Annotated in this window: 17 protein-coding genes; 8 read left to right on the top strand and 9 right to left on the bottom strand. The window is 46.6% G+C overall.

Annotated elements, in window-relative coordinates:
• Nucleotides 1–358: 358 nt before the first annotated feature.
• The 5 genes from xdhA to AB6D58_RS09895 all read left to right on the top strand — a co-directional run bounded on the left by xdhA (nt 359) and on the right by AB6D58_RS09895 (nt 7,734).
• Nucleotides 359–1,804, top strand: coding sequence for a xanthine dehydrogenase small subunit (gene xdhA / locus AB6D58_RS09915; RefSeq protein ID WP_372157176.1), 1,446 nt, complete (start codon nt 359–361; stop codon nt 1,802–1,804).
• Entirely contained in the window at nt 1,797–4,202 is a 2,406-nt protein-coding gene (gene xdhB / locus AB6D58_RS09910) for a xanthine dehydrogenase molybdopterin binding subunit (protein ID WP_372157174.1), read from the top strand. The genes xdhA and xdhB overlap by 8 nt, the downstream gene beginning before the upstream one ends.
• Before the next feature lie 87 nt (nt 4,203–4,289).
• Nucleotides 4,290–5,171, top strand: a complete 882-nt coding sequence (gene xdhC / locus AB6D58_RS09905) for a xanthine dehydrogenase accessory protein XdhC (protein WP_017630713.1) — start codon at nt 4,290–4,292, stop codon at nt 5,169–5,171.
• A 59-nt stretch (nt 5,172–5,230) separates the two neighbouring features.
• Nucleotides 5,231–6,565, top strand: coding sequence for a guanine deaminase (guaD, locus tag AB6D58_RS09900; protein WP_372082954.1), 1,335 nt, complete (start codon nt 5,231–5,233; stop codon nt 6,563–6,565).
• A 287-nt stretch (nt 6,566–6,852) separates the two neighbouring features.
• Complete coding sequence (locus AB6D58_RS09895) at nt 6,853–7,734, top strand: AEC family transporter (RefSeq protein ID WP_372082953.1); 882 nt, start codon at nt 6,853–6,855, stop codon at nt 7,732–7,734.
• On the opposite strand, the gene AB6D58_RS09890 is transcribed toward AB6D58_RS09895, so the two are convergent.
• From AB6D58_RS09890 to puuE, 9 genes are all read right to left on the bottom strand, one after another.
• Entirely contained in the window at nt 7,731–8,255 is a 525-nt protein-coding gene (locus AB6D58_RS09890) for a hypothetical protein (RefSeq protein ID WP_050632517.1), read from the bottom strand. The genes AB6D58_RS09895 and AB6D58_RS09890 overlap by 4 nt on opposite strands.
• A 267-nt stretch (nt 8,256–8,522) precedes the next feature.
• Nucleotides 8,523–8,996: a GrpB family protein gene (locus tag AB6D58_RS09885; RefSeq protein ID WP_017064997.1), complete on the bottom strand. Its 474-nt coding sequence runs from the start codon at nt 8,994–8,996 to the stop codon at nt 8,523–8,525.
• 16 nt (nt 8,997–9,012) lie between these two features.
• Nucleotides 9,013–9,252 (bottom strand): hypothetical protein, encoded by a 240-nt coding sequence (locus AB6D58_RS09880; protein ID WP_372157172.1) that lies wholly within the window; start codon nt 9,250–9,252, stop codon nt 9,013–9,015.
• A gap of 142 nt (nt 9,253–9,394) precedes the next feature.
• Nucleotides 9,395–10,168 carry a TIR domain-containing protein gene (locus AB6D58_RS09875; RefSeq protein ID WP_017061600.1) on the bottom strand — a complete coding sequence of 258 codons (774 nt, stop codon included), beginning with the start codon at nt 10,166–10,168 and terminating at the stop codon, nt 9,395–9,397.
• A gap of 266 nt (nt 10,169–10,434) precedes the next feature.
• Nucleotides 10,435–11,754: a urate hydroxylase PuuD gene (locus tag AB6D58_RS09870; RefSeq protein WP_372157170.1), complete on the bottom strand. Its 1,320-nt coding sequence runs from the start codon at nt 11,752–11,754 to the stop codon at nt 10,435–10,437.
• Nucleotides 11,755–11,768: 14 nt separating this feature from the next.
• The gene (locus tag AB6D58_RS09865) at nt 11,769–12,329 is read right to left on the bottom strand and encodes an ureidoglycolate lyase (RefSeq protein WP_017061598.1); all 561 of its coding nucleotides are present in this window, start codon (nt 12,327–12,329) and stop codon (nt 11,769–11,771) included.
• A 14-nt stretch (nt 12,330–12,343) separates the two neighbouring features.
• A complete protein-coding gene (alc, locus tag AB6D58_RS09860) occupies nt 12,344–13,330 on the bottom strand; it encodes an allantoicase (protein ID WP_372157168.1) in 987 nt (328 codons plus the stop codon).
• A gap of 123 nt (nt 13,331–13,453) precedes the next feature.
• Nucleotides 13,454–13,969, bottom strand: a complete 516-nt coding sequence (uraD, locus tag AB6D58_RS09855) for a 2-oxo-4-hydroxy-4-carboxy-5-ureidoimidazoline decarboxylase (protein ID WP_372157166.1) — start codon at nt 13,967–13,969, stop codon at nt 13,454–13,456.
• Nucleotides 13,970–13,992: 23 nt separating this feature from the next.
• Nucleotides 13,993–14,913 (bottom strand): allantoinase PuuE, encoded by a 921-nt coding sequence (gene puuE, locus AB6D58_RS09850; protein ID WP_136974058.1) that lies wholly within the window; start codon nt 14,911–14,913, stop codon nt 13,993–13,995.
• Between the two features lie 411 nt (nt 14,914–15,324).
• Here puuE and uraH point away from each other — a divergent pair, with 411 nt between their 5' ends.
• The 3 genes from uraH (at nt 15,325) to AB6D58_RS09835 (ending at nt 18,945) form a co-directional block, all read left to right on the top strand.
• Complete coding sequence (uraH, locus tag AB6D58_RS09845; RefSeq protein ID WP_017067789.1) at nt 15,325–15,678, top strand: hydroxyisourate hydrolase; 354 nt, start codon at nt 15,325–15,327, stop codon at nt 15,676–15,678.
• Between the two features lie 247 nt (nt 15,679–15,925).
• Complete coding sequence (locus AB6D58_RS09840; protein WP_016795479.1) at nt 15,926–17,269, top strand: NCS2 family permease; 1,344 nt, start codon at nt 15,926–15,928, stop codon at nt 17,267–17,269.
• Nucleotides 17,270–17,493: 224 nt separating this feature from the next.
• Nucleotides 17,494–18,945 (top strand): nucleobase:cation symporter-2 family protein, encoded by a 1,452-nt coding sequence (locus AB6D58_RS09835; protein WP_372130054.1) that lies wholly within the window; start codon nt 17,494–17,496, stop codon nt 18,943–18,945.
• Nucleotides 18,946–19,060 lie beyond the last annotated feature (115 nt).

Raw genomic sequence — 19,060 nt, 5'->3', positions numbered from 1 at the left:
CCTCTCCTCTAAAAACAAATACGACGATCGACTCACATCCATCTAAAAATACTGTCTATTCTGCCCTCAACAACGATCTTAGCCTCTATAGAATCACTTCTAACAGTGCCATAAGCCCCTCCTTTATCTTGTATACATAGCTATCAATTCATTCACACCATAAAACTGTTCACTTTTAATTCAACCCCTTATAAAACAAGTAACTAAAGTTAAAATAAAATTGTACACAATCCCCACAAAAGACTATTTGTTGCATTTTTGTAAATAAATAGTTGACCACAGGGTCAGGATGGATAATTATTGACCTAGAAGTCAAAAAGAATACACATGGAAATATGTCGATTTACAAGGAGGTCTCTTGATTACTTTTTTGCTCAATCAGGAAATAAGACGTGAAGATAATCTGTCGCCAAATATGACAGTGCTCAACTACCTTCGTACCAAGGTTAATAAAACGGGTACAAAAGAAGGTTGTGGGTCGGGTGACTGTGGTGCATGTACGGTAGTTCTGGGTGAAGTGGTTGATGGACAACTGCAATACCGCTCGGTGAACTCTTGCCTTACGTTCGTTTCAGCTCTGCATGGCAAGCAACTGATCACTGTAGAAGATCTACAAAACCGAGATCGCTCTTTGCACCCAGTGCAGAAAGCGGTGGTGGATTTTCACGGTTCCCAATGTGGTTACTGCACACCGGGCTTCATCATGTCGATGTTTGCGCTAGGCAAGAACAAACCCGATGCGAGCAAAGAAGACGTCATGGAATCACTGGCGGGTAACCTATGTCGCTGTACGGGCTACCGTCCAATTGTTGATGCTGCGATGTCGCTTTCTACAGACCAGCCTTTGATCGACCAATTTGCTGAACTTGAACGCAACACGATCAAGAAGCTAGAAAATATTCAAGACACCGAGGCTAACTTACGCCTTGGTCACCTCACCGCTTTCTCCCCGAAAAGCACCGATGAGTTGGCCAAGCTTTTTCAAGCCCACCCGAACGCTAAGCTGGTTGCTGGCGGTACGGATTTAGCGCTGGAAGTGACGCAATTCCATCGTGAGATTGAAACACTGATCAGCGTGAACCTTGTTGAAGACATGAAGGTATGTGAAGAGACCGACACCGATCTAATCATTGGTGCCAACCTGCCTATCAGTGATTCTTACTCACTATTGAAAAAACACTACCCAGATTTTGGTGAACTGCTGCATCGCTTTGCTTCACTGCAAGTGCGTAACCAAGGCACCATCGGCGGTAATGTAGCGAATGCTTCGCCTATCGGTGACACCCCTCCTCTGCTGATTGCCCTTAACGCAAAGATCAAACTTCGTTGCGGTGACGAGTCACGCACCATGCCGATTGAAGATTACTTCATCAGCTACAAAGTGACGGCGCAAAAAGAGAGTGAGTTCATTGAACAGATCATCATTCCTAAGCCAACTAACGACAGCTTCCGAGCTTACAAACTGTCTAAACGTTTAGACGACGACATCTCTGCGGTGTGTGGTGCGTTTGATATTCAAATCGAAGACGGCAAGGTTTCTTACGCTCGTATCGCTTTCGGCGGTATGGCTGCAACACCTAAGCGCGCGGCGCGTTGTGAAAATACGTTATTAGGCAAACCATGGACAGACGCTAATATTAAGTTAGCGATGCAGGAACTGTATAACGACTTTGAGCCGCTATCTGATTTCCGTGCCAGCCAAGAATACCGTTCATTGTCGGCAGCCAATATGTTGCGTCGTTACTTCATTGAACAGCAGAACAAAAACAACCAAATCGAAACAAGGGTAACGTCTTATGTCTAAATCAAATTCCTCTGTTCACAAGAGCAATGCGATGACCCACGAAGAGATGGTTACCATTGCAAAACAAGACCTAAAAACTGGCGTAGGTAAAAGCGTAAAACACGACAGTGCAGCCAAGCAAGTCACGGGCGAAGCGGTATACATTGACGACCGCCTAGAGTTCCCAAATCAGCTGCACGTCTACGCACGCCTGAGCACTCAAGCACACGCGAACATTACCAATATAGATTTATCACCGTGTTACGAATTTGAAGGCGTGGCGATTGCCATTCAAGCCAAAGACGTACCAGGTGAATTGGACATTGGTGCAATCCTACCGGGCGACCCACTGCTTGCCGATGGCAAAGTAGAATACTACGGCCAACCTGTGATTGCTGTGGCAGCTAACGATCTAGAAACCGCACGCAAAGCCGCGCACGCAGCCGTTATTGAATACGAAGAGCTACCAGCCATTCTTGATGTGAAAGAAGCGCTGGCAAAAGAGCACTTCGTAACAGAAAGCCACACTCAACAGCGTGGTGACTCAAAAGCAGCACTGAAAAAAGCGAGACACGTGATCTCTGGTGACCTAGAGATCGGTGGCCAAGAACACTTCTACCTAGAAACGCAAATCAGTAGTGTAATGCCAACCGAAGACGGCGGCATGATCGTCTACACCTCTACACAGAACCCGACCGAAGTTCAAAAGCTGGTTGCGGAAGTGATTGGCGTGCCGATGCACAAAGTCGTGATTGATATGCGTCGTATGGGTGGTGGTTTCGGTGGTAAAGAGACTCAAGCAGCCTCTCCAGCCTGTATGGCTGCGGTGATTGCCCACCTTACAGGCCGACCGACCAAAATGCGTCTGCTGCGTAATGAAGACATGCAGCAAACCGGTAAACGCCACCCGTTCTACAATCAATATACAGTCGGTTTTGACGACAACGGTGTGATTCAAGGTGCCGACATTACCGTTGCAGGTAACTGTGGTTACTCACCAGACTTATCAAGTTCTATTGTCGACCGCGCGATGTTCCACTCAGACAACGCTTATTATCTAGGCGATGCAACTGTGGTCGGTCATCGATGCAAAACCAATACCGCATCGAACACCGCTTACCGTGGCTTTGGTGGCCCGCAAGGCATGATGACGATTGAACACATCATGGACGAGATTGCGCGTTACCTGAAAAAAGATCCTTTGGAAGTACGTAAAGCGAACTACTACGGCGAAGAAGGCCGTAATGTGACCCATTACTACCAAACCGTTGAAGACAACTTTTTACCTGAGATAACCGAACAGCTTGAACGCAGCAGTGACTATCACGCACGTCGTAAAGAAATCGCTGAGTTCAACAGGCAAAGCCCTATCTTGAAGAAAGGCCTTGCTATCACACCAGTGAAATTCGGCATCTCGTTTACTGCGACTTTCTTGAACCAAGCAGGTGCGCTCATCCATATCTACACCGATGGCAGTATTCATTTGAATCACGGTGGTACGGAAATGGGGCAAGGCTTGAACATCAAAGTGGCACAAATCGTTGCACAGGAGTTCCAAGTCGATGTCGAACGTATCCAGATCACCGCTACAAACACAGACAAAGTTCCGAACACATCACCAACCGCAGCCTCATCGGGCACCGACCTCAACGGTAAGGCCGCGCAAAACGCCGCAATGACCATTAAGCAGCGCCTGATCGACTTCGCTTCTTCGCACTTCAAAGTGTGGCCTGAAGAGGTGGTATTTAAGAACGGCATGGTGCAAATTCGCGACGAGATCATGACTTTCAACTCGTTTGTTGAACTGGCTTGGTTTAACCAAATTTCGCTATCGAGCACCGGCTTCTACCGCACTCCGAAGATCTATTACGATCACGAGAAAGCACGCGGTCGCCCGTTCTACTACTACGCATATGGTGCCTCTTGCTCAGAAGTTATCATCGATACCCTAACCGGTGAAAACAAGATTCTGCGTGTCGATATCCTGCATGACGTGGGCGCTTCATTGAACCCAGCGATTGATATCGGCCAAGTCGAAGGTGGCTTTGTGCAAGGTGTCGGTTGGTTAACGACGGAAGAGTTGGTGTGGAACCAGCAAGGTCGCTTGATGACCAATGGCCCTGCGAGCTACAAAATCCCAGCCATTGCCGATATGCCAATTGATTTCAGAACGCACCTTTTAGAAAACCGTAACAACCCAGAAGACACCGTCTTCAACTCGAAAGCCGTGGGTGAACCACCTTTCATGTTGGGTATGTCGGTATGGAGCGCACTGAAAGACGCCATTAGCTATGTCGCCGTCGATGGCGCGATTCCTAAGCTCAACACACCTGCAACGCCAGAACGTATTCTGATGGCGATACAGGAAGTCACTGAAACGACTCCGACCTCGGTCGATGCTCAATCAGAAACGGCTTAGGGCTCATGTGGATCGTTTAGATCGCAATAAATGGCTTAGGGCGCCTATACATAGCTTAGGAAGCATAAAAGGGATTTAGGAGGACGTATGTTTAAGGATAATTGGATTCACGAACTGGCAAAACTGGAAGAGAACTACGAACCGTGTGTAATGGTGACGGTGCTCGAAGACAGAGGTTCCGTTCCACGCGATGCGGGCACCAAAATGCTTGTCACTCGTGACCGAATCATCGCTACGATTGGTGGTGGTCACCTTGAACATGTGGCCACTAAAATGGCGCGTGAAATGCTGATTGCCAGTGAAAAGTCACTCAAAGTGGAACGCTTCAACCTAGGCGCTCGCTTAGGCCAATGTTGTGGCGGAATGGCAACGTTAAGCTTTGAGCCGATTGGCACTCAGCAGAACCATCTTGTACTGTTTGGCGCAGGTCATGTTGCCAAGGCGCTGCTGCACATTGTCGCAACCCTACCCTTCCGCGTGACCTGGATTGATGAACGTGAAGAAGTGTTCCCTGAAACGCTGCCACATGGTGTGAAGAAGCTTGTTTCAGACGATCCAGTTGGTGAAGTGAAACACATGCCACCGAACAGCTACTACCTTGTGATGACACATAACCACCAGCTCGATTTTGACCTAACTAAGGCCATTATCGACCGTGAAGACAGCCGTTACTTTGGCATGATTGGTTCTCTGACTAAGCGCAAGAAGTTCGACTTCCGCTTAGAGCAACGCGGCTATAGCCAAGAGCAAATTGAAACCATGATTTGCCCGATTGGTATTAGCGCTGTGAATGGCAAACACCCTGCCGAAATTGCGGTGTCGGTTGCGGGTGAACTGATCGCACACTATCAAGGCCAAGCACTTGAACAAAAGCGCCCAACCAAACAATATCGAAATCAGGATTTGACCGATCAACACAGTCAACCAAGCGACGTAGGCGAACCACCATTGGAAGAGAAGATCGCCTAACACAAGTCGCAAAGCTTCAGTGGCCATAACGTCGCTGAAGTCATTAAAAGGAAGTAAACATGACAACGCAACGCAAAGCTTATCGCGCCAGTATTTTACACAGCGTCGCCGACCCAAAAGACGTCGGCATCGATGAGTCTTACGACTATTTTGAAGACGGTGTTTTAGTGGTTGAGAACGGCCATGTCGTCGACTTGGGCCATGTCGACGAGGTATTGGCTCGCCAACCTAAAACACTCGAAGTCAAAGAATACAAAGACAAGCTGATCACCTCTGGCTTTATTGATACGCACATCCACTACCCTCAAACAGGGATGATCGCGTCTTACGGTGAGCAACTTCTTGATTGGTTAGAGAACTACACCTTCCCAGAAGAAAAGCGCTTCAAAAACCCAGTCTACGCACACAAAGTGGCGAAGCTATTCCTAGACGAACTAGCAAGCAACGGCACAACCACGGCACTCGTGTTCGGCACGGTACACAAAGAGTCGGTTAACGTTTTCTTTGAAGAAGCTGAGAAGCGCAACCTACGTATGATTGCGGGTAAGGTTTTGATGGATCGCAATGCGCCTGATTACCTCACCGACACGCCAGAATCTGGCTACGCCGACTCCAAAGAACTGATTGAGAAATGGCACAACCGCAGCCGTTTGCTTTATGCCGTGACACCTCGTTTCGCGCCAACCAGTACACCAGAACAATTGGCTACCGTTGGTAAATTGCTAGAAGAGTACCCAGATGTGTATATGCACACGCACCTTTCTGAAAACGAGAAAGAGATTGAATGGGTAAAAGAACTGTTCCCAGAGCGCGACAGCTATTTGGATGTGTATGACCACTATGGCCTACTGCACAAACGTTCGGTTTTCGCCCATGGCATTCACTTGTCTGATTGCGAATGTAAGCGCCTAGCCGACACGGAATCTGCCATTGCTTTCTGCCCGACCTCTAACCTGTTCTTAGGCTCAGGTTTATTCCGATTACCAGAAATGGAAGAGCACGGCATTCGTGTTGGTATGGGGACTGATGTCGGCGCAGGCACTAGCTTCTCAATCCTACAAACCATGAGTGAAGCCTATAAGATCATGCAGCTTCAACATAAGAAATTGCACCCAGCTAAGTCGCTATTCTTAGCCACATTAGGTGGTGCACGTTCACTGCATTTAGAAGACAAGATTGGCAACTTGGAAGTAGGAAAAGAAGCCGATTTCGTGGTGTTGGACTTACACGCCACACAATTGATGCGCTTTAGAATGGAACAAGCGACCAAGCTTGAAGAGAAGCTATTTGTATTGATGAGCCTGGGTGACGACAGAACCGTCAGCGAGACTTACATCTACGGCGAAAAGGCCTACGATGTGAACTTCAAAGATTACAAGAAGCTCGTTAGTTAGGCTTAAAACCGAGTAACAATCGCTAGACAGCGACAGCCGTCGTTAATTAAAAATCCGTCCAGATTTATCTAGCCTTGAAAGACCAGTTGCTGATGCCACTGGTCTTTTTTGTGCTTCATTCAAAGAAATATAAATTAACCGTTCACAAACAACGATCTTCGGTGACGCCAAGTCATTATATTGATAGGTTAATGTTTATACATATCGACTTCATACTTCACTTTAGCGTCTCTCTAAAACATTCGTTTCTCAGCTAAATGGAAGCACTCAATCTAGAAAGGAATTCTATGTTCGAACAGGTCGTCAGCATTCTGTTTCCCGTTTTTGCTTTAGCCAGTGCTGGCTTTGCGGTGGGTCGTTGGCTCAAGCCCGATTTCAAACCGATCAATCGCATCAACATGGATGTGTGTATTCCTGCGCTAGTGTTTGCCTCGCTGACCACCATGCCTCTCGACACCGAACAACTGCCACTCATCACCGCCTCTTTGGTCGCGGTGTTGGTGCCCGCTTTATTGATGATACCAATCTGTAAGATCTTTAAGCTCAACTTCAAAGCTTGGGCGCCGCCACATATGTTCCGCAACAGTGGCAACCTGGCCATTCCCCTGTTCACCTATACCTTTGGTGAGAGTGCATTAGCCCCTGCGGTATTGCTGTTTGTGGTATCGGCATGCGTGCACATTAGTGTCGGTTTATCGCTACTAAGTGAAGGTAATCCGATCAAACAGATCCTCAAGATGCCGATATTCTTAGCCGCAGCATTAGCGATGACGCTCAACCTATCTGGCATTGCAGTATGGAATCCAATCTACGAAGCCACTTCACTGCTTGGACAAGCTGCTGTCCCAATTATGCTGTTGTCGTTGGGTTCGCAAATGGTGAACTTGAAGCTAAGCGGACTCAAAGTTGGCTTGCTGTGTACGGCTCAATCGCTGTTTACTGGTGCCATCGCCTTCGCCATCATCTACTTCTTTATCCCGCTGCCAACGCTGCACCTACAAATGATGGTGCTGTTCACCATGCTGCCACCTGCCGTGATGAACTACCTGTTCGCTGAACGGTTCAATGTCGAGCCGCCCAAGGTCGCGTCCATGGTGTTGTTCGGCAACTTCCTAAGCGTGGTTACCTTGCCTATTTTGCTGTCGTTCGCGCTGTCTATGTCGAACTAATTATTTGCGCACTTATCCAGTTTAAGCTCTGCCGTCACTTTAGTAAGGCGCAGAGCAATAGCGAAACAGACTAAGTAAGGACTTACATACCAGAAGAGGCTTTCTAGTGGCTGCTTCACCTGCGCTTCTCTGGTTTTTATGTATTGGTTTTTCTGCTTCTCATACTGACTCAGCATACCATCCACCCACACGGCATCGCTTTCAACCAGCGACACGCTCGGCGCAGGAACCGTAAAATCCGATGCGTTGGGTAACAGGGTAAAATCGACATCTTTGAACGTGATTGCCGTATTCAAATACCACAAACACGCTTCGTGGTGCTGAGCGTGACTATCTAAAGATGGCTGGCCGGTGCAGGTATCACTTCTTAATTTATCCAAAGAAAACTGCTGAACCGACTCTAAAATCGCCACCGCTCTGGTTTGTTCGGTTTCAACCCAATCGCCCGCTACTTTCGCACGAATCTCAGACACCGCACCCAGCATCCCGATACCCGCCAAGAACGGCCATAAATAATCCATGAGCTTCCATTTTCGTCGGCTCAAGTTGAACCCACACCAAATCGGAAGATGAAAAAGGAGCGTTAGCCCAAGCGATAGCAAAACGAAATTCAAAGAGCTAGAGAGCATGAGTTCGCTATCAAAGAAGTTCTTCATAATGAGAGACTTGCCTGTATAACAAAGAGAAATTTGATACTAAATTCGATATTTGAAAAGAGTGTAAGAGGAAAGTAAAAACAGCACAAAAAGTTAGGATTTGGATGAATAATATCCAATCGAAACTTGTTGTTATTTCAAAGCCAACACATGCTCGATAAAAGCCGACTTCTTTTCACGGTACTCTTCTTGCGACCAATCTTCACAAGACATTTTGAGGGTGTTGTATTGCTCCACTAATTCCGGATCCGCACGTAGCTTGTCACGAAACCTTAGAAAACATTCGAACTCAGAACCATTGGCAACTACTTGCAAGGCCACGTCATGTCCTGATGTAGACTCCAACATGCACAGTTCCGGCGTTCTTAAGGTATCGAGTTTCTCATTGAAGCCGAGTGTTGTGAGTTGTTCAATGGCGTACTCAAGTTCACTCGATTCAATACCGACGAATATATCCAAGTCGCCTTTAGATACTGCAGATGGAATAGAAGATGCGCCTACGTGCTCAACTCTCGCATTAAGGATTAGCTTTTTGATGTCACGTTCGTATCGGACAAACAGCTCGTTGCAAGCCGCTTGGTATTGTTCCGCAGGGTAAAATTTCATATATCTTCACTCCGAATCACAAACTATTGAAGACACCAATTGCTAACAGAAATAACACGATGCTAATAGCTCCGATATAAGAGATTCTGGTTTGCTCTTTTTCAGTTGGAATCAATGGGGGGAAGCGCCCTAATGTGAATACTTTACAAACTATCCAGCCAGCTCCGTAACCAATGAACTCAATCAATATCGACTGAAACAGATGCCTAAAGAATGAGCTCAATGCCCTAAAATACGCGACTATCAAGTCTTCCATTTTTTGTCCTAACTAAACTCAATTTGGACTAAAAATGCCATGGGTAGAGATTCATATCAAATTTCTTTACTATGCCTATAACGGTAAAATCCCCTTCAAAGCGGTTATATTGGGTGTTTTATACGATGACTTAACTAAAACATCATGACGCTAAATCTGAACCCAATAACAAATCAATCCCTGCTTCATTGATTGAGTACTGATACACGCCGTTCCCCCAACTATCATGCTCGATGGTTTTTTCAATATAACCAAGACGTTCCAATTTAATTGCAGCCAAACTGATTAAACTATCTGACTCGTGAACATCATTACAAATTTGAAAAAAATCCAAGCCATCAGGGCGAGATGTGTGTGATGAAAGAACAACCGATAAGAACTTTAGATCTACTGTAGAAATAGGATAATTTTTAGAGTTAACTTCCAACACCGTGTTAGCTTTCAAAGATTCTCTATTCAATAAACCTAACCTTTTAACTTCAGCCTTAACTAATGAGCAAGCTCTATTTGTTGCAGAAACAAGATCACCATCACTTCGATTAGCTTCATAATCTGCTGGCATTAAGCCAAGAAGATCTGTGGGTAAGTGCATTTCTTGATTTCGAGGTTTAATAAAAAATGTACGCTCTTTCCCGATAGCTCCTACAAATAACCCCATCTCAAAAAGCACATTATCTCGCACGACATGTTGCTCTCGGCTTCTTATCATAGCAATGTCATCTGGAGCAAAAATAAACAACGCGAAATCAACAGAAGATGACTTTGCAACCAAGTCATCAACACTAGTGGAAGAAAGCTTAAAAGTTCCATTTTTCCAAATAGTAACCTCAAACTCATGATCTAGATTGACATTAATAGCTTCTGCCACATCCAAACTTTCTACTGAAGACGCTATAAATATTCTTGGTTTTCTCATTGAAAACACACCTTAAAAAAAAGCAATTAACTGCATATAATATAGCTTGGCATATTATTACTCAAACACTGAGAACACTCTAAGTGACATATATACACATATGCCATTAACTAAATAGTATTTCTGCATTCCCTTTGTCCAAAAACAAAAAGCCCCGGTTATAGGAACCGGGGAAACAGGGTGGGATGAGTTTGGCGCGTGCCCGAAACCAAACTCTCCCCAAGCCTCACCTAAGACTCATGCTCTTAGGTAAAGGATTCACATCATTATTGAAGCGTAGCGCCTTGCTCTACCCAAGTACCGATGAGTGCGCGCTCTGCGTCGGTCATTTGAGTCATGTTGCCGAGCGGCATCACCTTGGTTGTTACGGTTTGAGCAACAATCCTTGGTACGTTGGCTTTGATCTCTTCTGGGGTATCAAACATCACACCGGCTGGCGCAGCAGCAAAAGCGGCGTGGCTAGGGGTTGATGAGTGACACACAGAACAGCGTTCTTGAATGACCTTGTTGATGGTTTCAAAGCTGACGCCTGCGCTAGCAGTTTGCATTGCGTGATCTGCAGGTGCAACTTGAGAACTAGTCGTCGTTGACGCTGTGTCGTTTCCAGCAAGCTCTTCTGTCGCTGATTCAGTCGCGCTGACTTGCACTTCTTGAACCACAGGTGCTTGCACAACTGGAGTCATCTGTTTTTTCGCGTAAGGTGAGGTAACAAACGCGAGCGTGATCATACCCAATGCCGCGACTGGCACTGTCCATGCAAACTTCTGACTACCGTGACGGGTATTGAAGTAGTGGCGCACCAAGATACTGAAAATCGCTAGCCCAGCAAGGATCAGCCAGTTGTATTCCGAGCCATAAGTGCTTGGGAAGTGGTTACTGATCATGATGAACAGCACTGGCAGTGTCATGTAGTTGTTGTGACGAGAACGCAGTAAGCCTTTCGCTGGAAGTGCCGGATCCGGTTCGCGCTTCTCTTCAATCGCTTTCACCAAGTTACGCTGCGCAGGCATGATAACGCGGAATACGTTACCCACCATGATGGTACCAATGATCGCACCAACATGGATGTAAGCGCCACGACCACTGAACACTTGAGTTAGGCCATATGTTGCAGCAACAAGCAGCACAAACAGCACAACGCCAAGCAACACGGGTGTTTTGCCTAATGGCGAGTCACACAGTAAGTCATAGATAAACCAGCCAGCAACGAATGAACCAATACCAATCGCGATTGCGGTTGTTGAATCAAGGCCAGAGCCCGGTGCAATCAGGTAAATCTCAGCGTTAAGGTAGTAAACCACACCCAGTAGACACACACCGGTGATCCACGTGAAGTAGGCTTCCCATTTAAACCAGTGCAGGTGCTCTGGCATCTCTGGTGGCGCAAGTTTGTACTTCTCTAGGTGATAAATACCACCGCCGTGAATTGCCCATAAGTCGCCTGAAAGGCCAGTTTTTGGGTTTACTCGGTTAAGGTTGTTCTCTAACCAAACAAAGTAAAATGATGCGCCTATCCATGCAACACCAACAATCATGTGAGCCCAGCGTATTGCTAAGTTCAACCATTCTGTAATATGCGGATCCATAATAAACTCCTGTATCACAACGCTTTAGCTAAGCGTTGCTCTTCCTTGTTGTCTTCCGTTGGCATATCTTCCAAATGCAATGCCACTAGGTCGTTCTCAAAATAAACTTCATCACAGTTATGTCCTTCTCCGCCTCTATCGACGATCAAGAACTGGTCTTGATCAGTGAGGGCGAGCACTGGGTGATGCCACACCCCTTTGTGATAGTTCACTCCTTGACGACCGTTGCTCAAGAAAGCTCGGCTATTGGCTAATGTTGGATCGTCGCCTTTTGGCGCAACAACAATTAAATAGGGTTGACCAAGTAATGGAATGAATGCCTGAGAGCCAAGTGGATGACGCTCTAACATTTTGATGGTCAGTGGGTAGCTCAACGGTGTGGCTTGGAAGATGCTAATGATCGCTTCTCCGTCTTGGTCTTGCACATCCGTTGTCGCTAGCTTGTGGTAGCGACGTGTTGATCCACTGTTGATCATGAAGAAATCACTATTATCGGACTCGATAACATCGCCAAACTCTGCAAAAGCCTGCTTGGTTAACGGTTCGATGGATAAACGACGTATTCCATTACTCATACTCATTTCCTTACCTATTTCGCTTTCGTACCAAACAGACGCAAACGGCTGATACCACCATCTGGGAATATGTTTGCACGTACGTGGGTAATCGCACCAAGGTCGTTTACCTCAGAAATGAATTCGTGAATCTCATGCGCTTGCAGCTTTTGTGCAGGCAACAGTTCACGCCAGAATAGGCTTTGTGTTTCTACTTGGTCGTCGGTACCGCCCTTCACGTAAGCCGCTTGAATTGAACAACTGTCTGGGTAATTACCTTTGAAGTGGGCTGTATCAACAACGATGCGTTCGATGTTACCTGGGTGGCCTAGTGCCACGATAACCCAGTCGTTACCCGGTGTACGACGACGTGCTGTTTCCCAGCCATCACCCATGTTTTCACCGCGGCCTGGGCCTAAGATGTTGGCTTTGTTGCCGTAGTGCTCGTCGCTACATGCGAGTGCTCGGCCACCGTGTTCAACGGCTGCTAGGTCAAGTTGTTGCTGAGAATCAATTGCGTCCCAATCCACACTTGGTCGGCCATAAACACGTAAACGCGCGACACCGCCGTCTGGGTAGATGTTCAAACGTAGGTGCGTAAATACTTGGTCACTTTCGATGTCTTCAAGATGATGATGATCACCCTGTAGTGCCATTGAAGGCAGAATTTCTTGCCACTCTGTTGAATCTGTTGGCTCACCTTGTGGTGAATAACACGCGTCGATTGATGCCGAAGGTGGGAAGTTACCTGTGAAGAATGAGGTATCAATATCAACGCCAGCAATGGTGCCAGCTAGGCCAAGGCGAACGACACAGTAGTCGTAACCTTCGCCGCGTTTGCGTCTGCTTTCCCAGCCGTCCATCCACTTGCCGTTGTCGTCATATAAGTCGTCTTTCCACTCTGGCGCTGCGTGGCTGAGTAGACGGCTTTTATCTGCGAAAAAATCGTCGGTTGCGAAGATAGCTTCTGCGCCGAGTTTTTCGTCTGCAAGGTTTATGTACTGTTCAAATTTATGGGTCATGTCCGTGTAATCCTATGAAATTAATCAAGTAATAATAAAATGAGAACTTAGTGGCTTATGTTTTTACAAATCAAACCTTTAACGCACTAAGACTGGGCTGAGATAGCTGTTAACTCCGTTAACTTACATATCCCAGAGACGAAACATCGCGATCTTGTTGATCTCTTGAATCGCCGTAGCAAACTCAGTTTCACTATCATTTCCTAATCGCATCTCGAACGACTCAAGAATTTGGTAACGATTGGCTCCCTTCACCGCCATGATAAAAGGGAAATTGAAGCGACTTTTGTAGCTGTTGTTGTAAGAAGTGAATTTTTCAAATTCTTCGGCGCTGCACTGGTCGATGCCCGCCCCCGCTTGTTCTTTGGTCGACGACTCGGTGAGTTCGCCGTTTACTGCTGCTCGACCGGCTAAATCCGGGTGAGCATTGATCAAAGCCAACTGTTTGCCTTGGTCTGCACCTAACAAGGTCGATGCCATTTTCAGATGAAGATTCTCGATATGGTCGTCTTCGGCATTCAAACCTTGGTCATACACCACTTCTGCAACCCACGGGCTGTGTTCGTAAACATCAGCGAAGTGAGCGACAAAGGTATCGCGGTTCATGGTTGTTGGTTGGCAAGATCGAAATTCAGTCACGTTAAGCCTCCTTGCTGTTCGTTCTAATTTTGTTGTTCGTTGTATGGGTGATGTTGGTGCCAGTGGTTGGCGATATCGATTCGACGACATAGCCACACGCTGTCATGCTGTTTTACGTAATCTAAGAAACGTCTTAATGCAGCAATACGACCGGGACGACCAATAAGACGACAATGCAGTCCTACCGACATCATTTTCGGTGCGGTTTCGCCTTCCATATAAAGGGTGTCAAAAGTGTCTTTTAAATACTGGAAGAACTGCTCACCAGAGTTGAAGCCTTGCGCTGTTGAAAAGCGCATATCGTTTACATCGAGTGTGTAAGGGATCACCAGTTGTGGATCACCGGTTTCGGTGTGCCAATAAGGCAGGTCATCATCATAGGCATCGGAGTCGTAAAGGAAGCCGCCCTCTTCTGCTACCAAGCGACGCGTATTTGGCCCCGTTCGACCGGTATACCAACCTTGTGGTCGTTGACCCGTCACTTGTTGGATAATCTCAATCGCCTTGGTCATATGATCACGCTCTTCTGACTCATCAATGTATTGATAGTCTATCCAGCGATAACCGTGGCTACAGATTTCGTGACCTGCTTCTACCATGGCTTTCGCTACGTCTGGGTGACGCTCAATGGCCATGGCAACCGCAAACACAGTCAGTGGGATTTCATATTCATCGAACAAGCGAAGAACACGCCACACACCTACACGGCTACCATACTCATAGATGGATTCCATGCTGATGTGACGTTCGCCTTTGATCGGCTGTGCTGACGGGATCTCTGAGAGAAAGGCTTCAGACTCGTCGTCTCCATGTAACAAACAACGCTCACCGCCCTCTTCATAGTTCAATACAAAAGAAACCGCGACGCGCGCATTACCTGGCCATTGAGGGTTGGGAGGGTTAGCTCCGTAACCGATCAAATTTCTTGAATAATCCTTATTCATCCAAGTACTCCTAACATAAGTGGTTGGCTTAGCCGCTCTTTAAGTGAGTCACCAAATGATTCAACCAAATGGATTCTCGATAAACAGAGCAACCTTACCCCTGTACATTTATTGTATACAATTATTTATCTCAATGTAAAGATTTTGTTATTCAAGTTAAATTTACGCACTATTACTAATTAAAAACAACAACTTAACAAAACCAAAACTCACCAAAAAACGATAATCAAGATCTATAAAGTCAGAAAAAACGACACAATAGTTAACATTTTTCCAACAATTCGCTTTACTAATTGTGTACAGTTCGTACATAGTTAGTGATAACAAAGTGACCAGTTGCATTCTTTGCAAGGTCGAAACAGACAGATAAACCACGGAACAGAGGAGCGCCAAAAGCGCTATTAAAGGACTATGGGAAGATTAACAACACACGTATTAGACACGACTCACGGCTTACCGGGTGCAGAGATCAAGGTAGAGCTTTATAAGGTCAATGAAGACTCAACAGAAAAGCTGGCGACGGTAATCACTAACTCCGATGGCCGAACCGATGCGCCGATTCTGGCAGGGAATGATTTCCGACCGGGGAAATATCAATTGGTGTTTTACGTAGCCGATTACTACAGAAGTAAAGGCGTGGAATTGGATGGCGTGCCTTTCCTAGACGATGTTGTTATTCGCTTTGGTCTAGATGATCCAGACGCGCATTATCACGTTCCTCTTCTCGTCTCGCCTTACAGTTTCTCAACCTATCGGGGCAGTTAGTCTCGTGACCTAGAGCTTCGAACTAGGCTCAATCACCAAATCATAAACAAATTCACGTGTACATCCCAAAAGGTGTGCACTCACTAAACACGTTCATATAAAAATACTAATAACGTTATTAGTTAGAGAGTTGATGACTAATCAACTCTCTAACTAAAGAAATAGCGGCTAGGAAAAACCTTAAAACTTAATATTGAAATCTCGCTGTATTCAATAAATGGATCACAACATAAAAGGACTTGCTGACATGAGTGAGAGTAAAACAGAAATACTCAACCAAGATGCGAATAACGGAATTTTAGAGAAACTCTTTAAAATTAAGGCCCACGGAAGCAGTGTGAAAAATGAGTTGGTCGGCGGTGTCACCACCTTCGCAACCATGGCTTACATCATCTTCGTTAACCCACAAATTATGGCCGCATCGGGTATGGATGCAGGAGCGGTATTCGTCGCAACCTGTATTGGTGCAGCTATCGGTTGTTTGTTAATGGGGTTATTTGCGAACTGGCCTGTCGGCCTTGCGCCGGGCATGGGCTTGAATGCCTTTTTCTCATTCACGGTAGTAAGCGAAATGGGCTACAGCTGGGAAGTGGCACTGGGTGCGGTGTTTATCTCAGGTATCTTGTTTGTCGGGATGAGCTTCTACAAAGTCCGCCAATGGATCATTGAAAGTATCCCTGTGAGTTTACGTTACTCCATGACTGCGGGCGTTGGTTTGTTCTTAGGTCTAATTGGTCTTAAAACAGCAGGCATCGTCGTCGAAAACCCAGCAACACTGGTGTCACTAGGTGACTTCACTAAACCTGAAGCGCTACTGGCCGCTATCGCTTTCCTGATCATCGCTGTTCTTAGTGAGCGTAAAGTATTTGGTGCGGTGTTAATCGGTATTTTGAGTGTAACGCTCGTCGGTATGATGCTTGGCTTAGTGCATTACAACGGCTTCTTCGCGGCTCCACCAAGCTTAGCGCCTACGTTCCTAAAAATGGACATTATGGGCGCTCTCGATGTTTCAATGATCAGCGTTATCTTGGCTTTCCTTTTTGTAAACATGTTTGATACAGCTGGTACCTTGATGGGCGTAGCTGAGCGTGCAAACCTGACCAACCCTGAAACGGGCAAGATTGAAGGCCTAAGCAAAGCACTGAAAGCCGACAGTATTTCAAGCGTGGCAGGTGCGTGTGTAGGCTGTCCGCCAGTAACCAGTTATGTAGAGAGTGCAGCCGGTGTTGCAGCAGGCGCACGTACAGGTCTTTCAGCAATCGTGGTTGGTGTGTTGTTCTTAGCGGCAATTTTCCTATCACCGCTTGCAGGCATGATCCCCGCTTACGCAACGTCTGGTGCTCTTATTTACGTCGCATTCGTGATGATGAGCAGCATGCAGCACGTCGATTGGAAAGACTTCACTAACGGTGCTCCAGCCGCGATTACCGCACTGATGATGCCACTGACCTTCTCTATCGCGAACGGTATCGCATTGGGTTTCATTACCTACACAGTGCTTAAGTTGGCGACAGGTAAAACCAAAGATGTGTCTATCTCGATGTACTTCCTAGCGGCTATCTTCATCGCCAAGCTAGTGTTCATCGGTTAACCCTAAAGCTCCTGAGCAGTCATTTCTTGATTGCTCACAACGTTGCTTGGCTGGTTCGCAAGCCAAGCAACAACATGATTTTTAAGAAAGCTAATTGCATTGATGACGAGAGAGCAGAAACCCTACCGATTCAGTGCACTTTTTTATGACCCTACGCAGTTTGTAGAAGTCATTATTTGACCGCCAATCGCCTGTAAACGGAAACGCAGGCAGAGGAATATCAAATGAAACTTCTGTACACCCTTAATGAAAGACCGCCCCATGGGCTAACCCTTCTACTTGCTTTACAACACATGCTCGCCTCGATTGGTGGCATCGTCGCTGTCCCGCTTATTGTCGGTGCTTCTATTGGCCTACCTAACACAGAGATCGTTTCACTGATCAATGCGGCGCTATTGGCTTCTGGTATTGTGACTGTCGCGCAATGTCTCGGTTTTGGCCCTGTTGGTATTCGACTGCCTGTTGTAATGGGCTCAAGCTTTGCCTTTTTAGGTGTGGCTATTTCCATCGGTAACGAAGGTGGTGTCGCCGCTATCATGGGCTCAGCACTTATCGGCTCATTCGTGGTAATTGGTGCCAGCTTCTACATGGACAAGGTTCGCAAGCTGTTCCCGACCGTGGTAAGTGGTGTGGTGGTTACCCTAATCGGCTTAACCATTTTACCGGTTGCCATGAACTGGGTTGGCGATTCTCCTGCCAACACGGAACAATTCGCCACGCTACCAAAACTGTTTCTCGCACTGGTCTCTTTGGGGATAGTGATTGGCGTATCGGTTTACTGTAAAGGCGCGGTTGCGGCCTCCGCTATCGTGATTGGTTTAGCGGGCGGTTACATTGTGGCGCTGTCACTCGGCATGGTCGATCTTGAGCAGATCAGCTCTGCTGCTTGGGTCGGTGGCCCAGAACCATTTAAGTATGGCTTTACGTTTTCTGCTAGTGCCATCATCAGCATGAGCTTGGTGTACATCGTGGTTATCGCTGAAGCAACCGGTGACTTCATGGCGCTTGGCAACAACTGCCAAACCCAAGTCAGCGGTAAAGATCTAAAACGTGGACTGCTAGGCGATGGTCTTGGTAGTACCTTGTCTTCGATTTTAACAGCGATGCCACTGGCGTCATTCAGCCAAAACGTCGGTATTGTGGGTATCACAGGTGTAGCAAGTCGCTATGTAGTAGCTGCAACCGGTGGTTTGTTAATTTTAGGTGGTTTATTCCCGAAATTAGCCGCTATTGCCGTCACGATTCCGAAACCTGTTTTGGGTGGTGTGGGCTTTGTGATGTTCGGGATGATTGCTTACGCGGGTATCCGCATGTTGATCAAGGCCGCAGACACCAAGCGAAATGCCTTAGTAATCTGTGTAGGTTTAGCGTCTGGCTTAGCCGTCACCTTCGAACCAAGATTGCTGCAACACTTGCCGCATGATCTAGCGAACTTTCTTCACTCAGGCATCACTACCGGTACTATCATGACGGTGCTATTGAACCTTGTTTTACCAAAGTCTTCACGAGCAGAAGAGCAAGAAGCACTGGCCGAAAGCCAAGCGCAAGTTGAGCTAGAAATGAAAGAACAAGCTGAAGAAGAACGACACTCAGACGAGCAATTAGAGATTCATCAAGCAAGTACAGAAGCAGACGTTCAAGCAGCATCAGATGACCCTGAGCCAAAAACGAACTAGCTGGTTCACTGACTAACGTAAAACCGATTTCCGTAGGATCAGGGCTGATTAGAGCATTGAACGTTTTAACGCCCTGATTCGAATTTATCTTTCAACAGCAAATACCAACAAAGAC

The sequence above is a fragment of the Vibrio sp. 10N.239.312.D08 genome (genome assembly GCF_041466145.1).
Classification (GTDB): Bacteria; Pseudomonadota; Gammaproteobacteria; order Enterobacterales; family Vibrionaceae; genus Vibrio; species Vibrio crassostreae_C.
Note: the sequence above shows the minus strand (reverse complement) of the source record. Positions and strands in the feature narration are given on the sequence as shown.

Bases quoted from the DNA above. Each gene is read 5' to 3' on its own strand.
- AB6D58_RS09890 (WP_050632517.1), bottom strand. From the start codon at position 8,255: ATGGATTATTTATGGCCGTTCTTGGCGGGTATCGGGATGCTGGGTGCG.
- AB6D58_RS09840 (WP_016795479.1), top strand. From the start codon at position 15,926: ATGAGTGAGAGTAAAACAGAAATACTCAACCAAGATGCGAATAACGGA.
- uraH (WP_017067789.1), top strand. From the start codon at position 15,325: ATGGGAAGATTAACAACACACGTATTAGACACGACTCACGGCTTACCG.
- xdhB (WP_372157174.1), top strand. From the start codon at position 1,797: ATGTCTAAATCAAATTCCTCTGTTCACAAGAGCAATGCGATGACCCAC.
- AB6D58_RS09895 (WP_372082953.1), top strand. From the start codon at position 6,853: ATGTTCGAACAGGTCGTCAGCATTCTGTTTCCCGTTTTTGCTTTAGCC.
- alc (WP_372157168.1), bottom strand. From the start codon at position 13,330: ATGACCCATAAATTTGAACAGTACATAAACCTTGCAGACGAAAAACTC.
- AB6D58_RS09875 (WP_017061600.1), bottom strand. From the start codon at position 10,168: ATGAGAAAACCAAGAATATTTATAGCGTCTTCAGTAGAAAGTTTGGAT.
- AB6D58_RS09835 (WP_372130054.1), top strand. From the start codon at position 17,494: ATGAAACTTCTGTACACCCTTAATGAAAGACCGCCCCATGGGCTAACC.
- AB6D58_RS09865 (WP_017061598.1), bottom strand. From the start codon at position 12,329: ATGAGTAATGGAATACGTCGTTTATCCATCGAACCGTTAACCAAGCAG.
- AB6D58_RS09880 (WP_372157172.1), bottom strand. From the start codon at position 9,252: ATGGAAGACTTGATAGTCGCGTATTTTAGGGCATTGAGCTCATTCTTT.
- guaD (WP_372082954.1), top strand. From the start codon at position 5,231: ATGACAACGCAACGCAAAGCTTATCGCGCCAGTATTTTACACAGCGTC.
- AB6D58_RS09885 (WP_017064997.1), bottom strand. From the start codon at position 8,996: ATGAAATTTTACCCTGCGGAACAATACCAAGCGGCTTGCAACGAGCTG.
- xdhC (WP_017630713.1), top strand. From the start codon at position 4,290: ATGTTTAAGGATAATTGGATTCACGAACTGGCAAAACTGGAAGAGAAC.
- puuE (WP_136974058.1), bottom strand. From the start codon at position 14,913: ATGAATAAGGATTATTCAAGAAATTTGATCGGTTACGGAGCTAACCCT.
- AB6D58_RS09870 (WP_372157170.1), bottom strand. From the start codon at position 11,754: ATGGATCCGCATATTACAGAATGGTTGAACTTAGCAATACGCTGGGCT.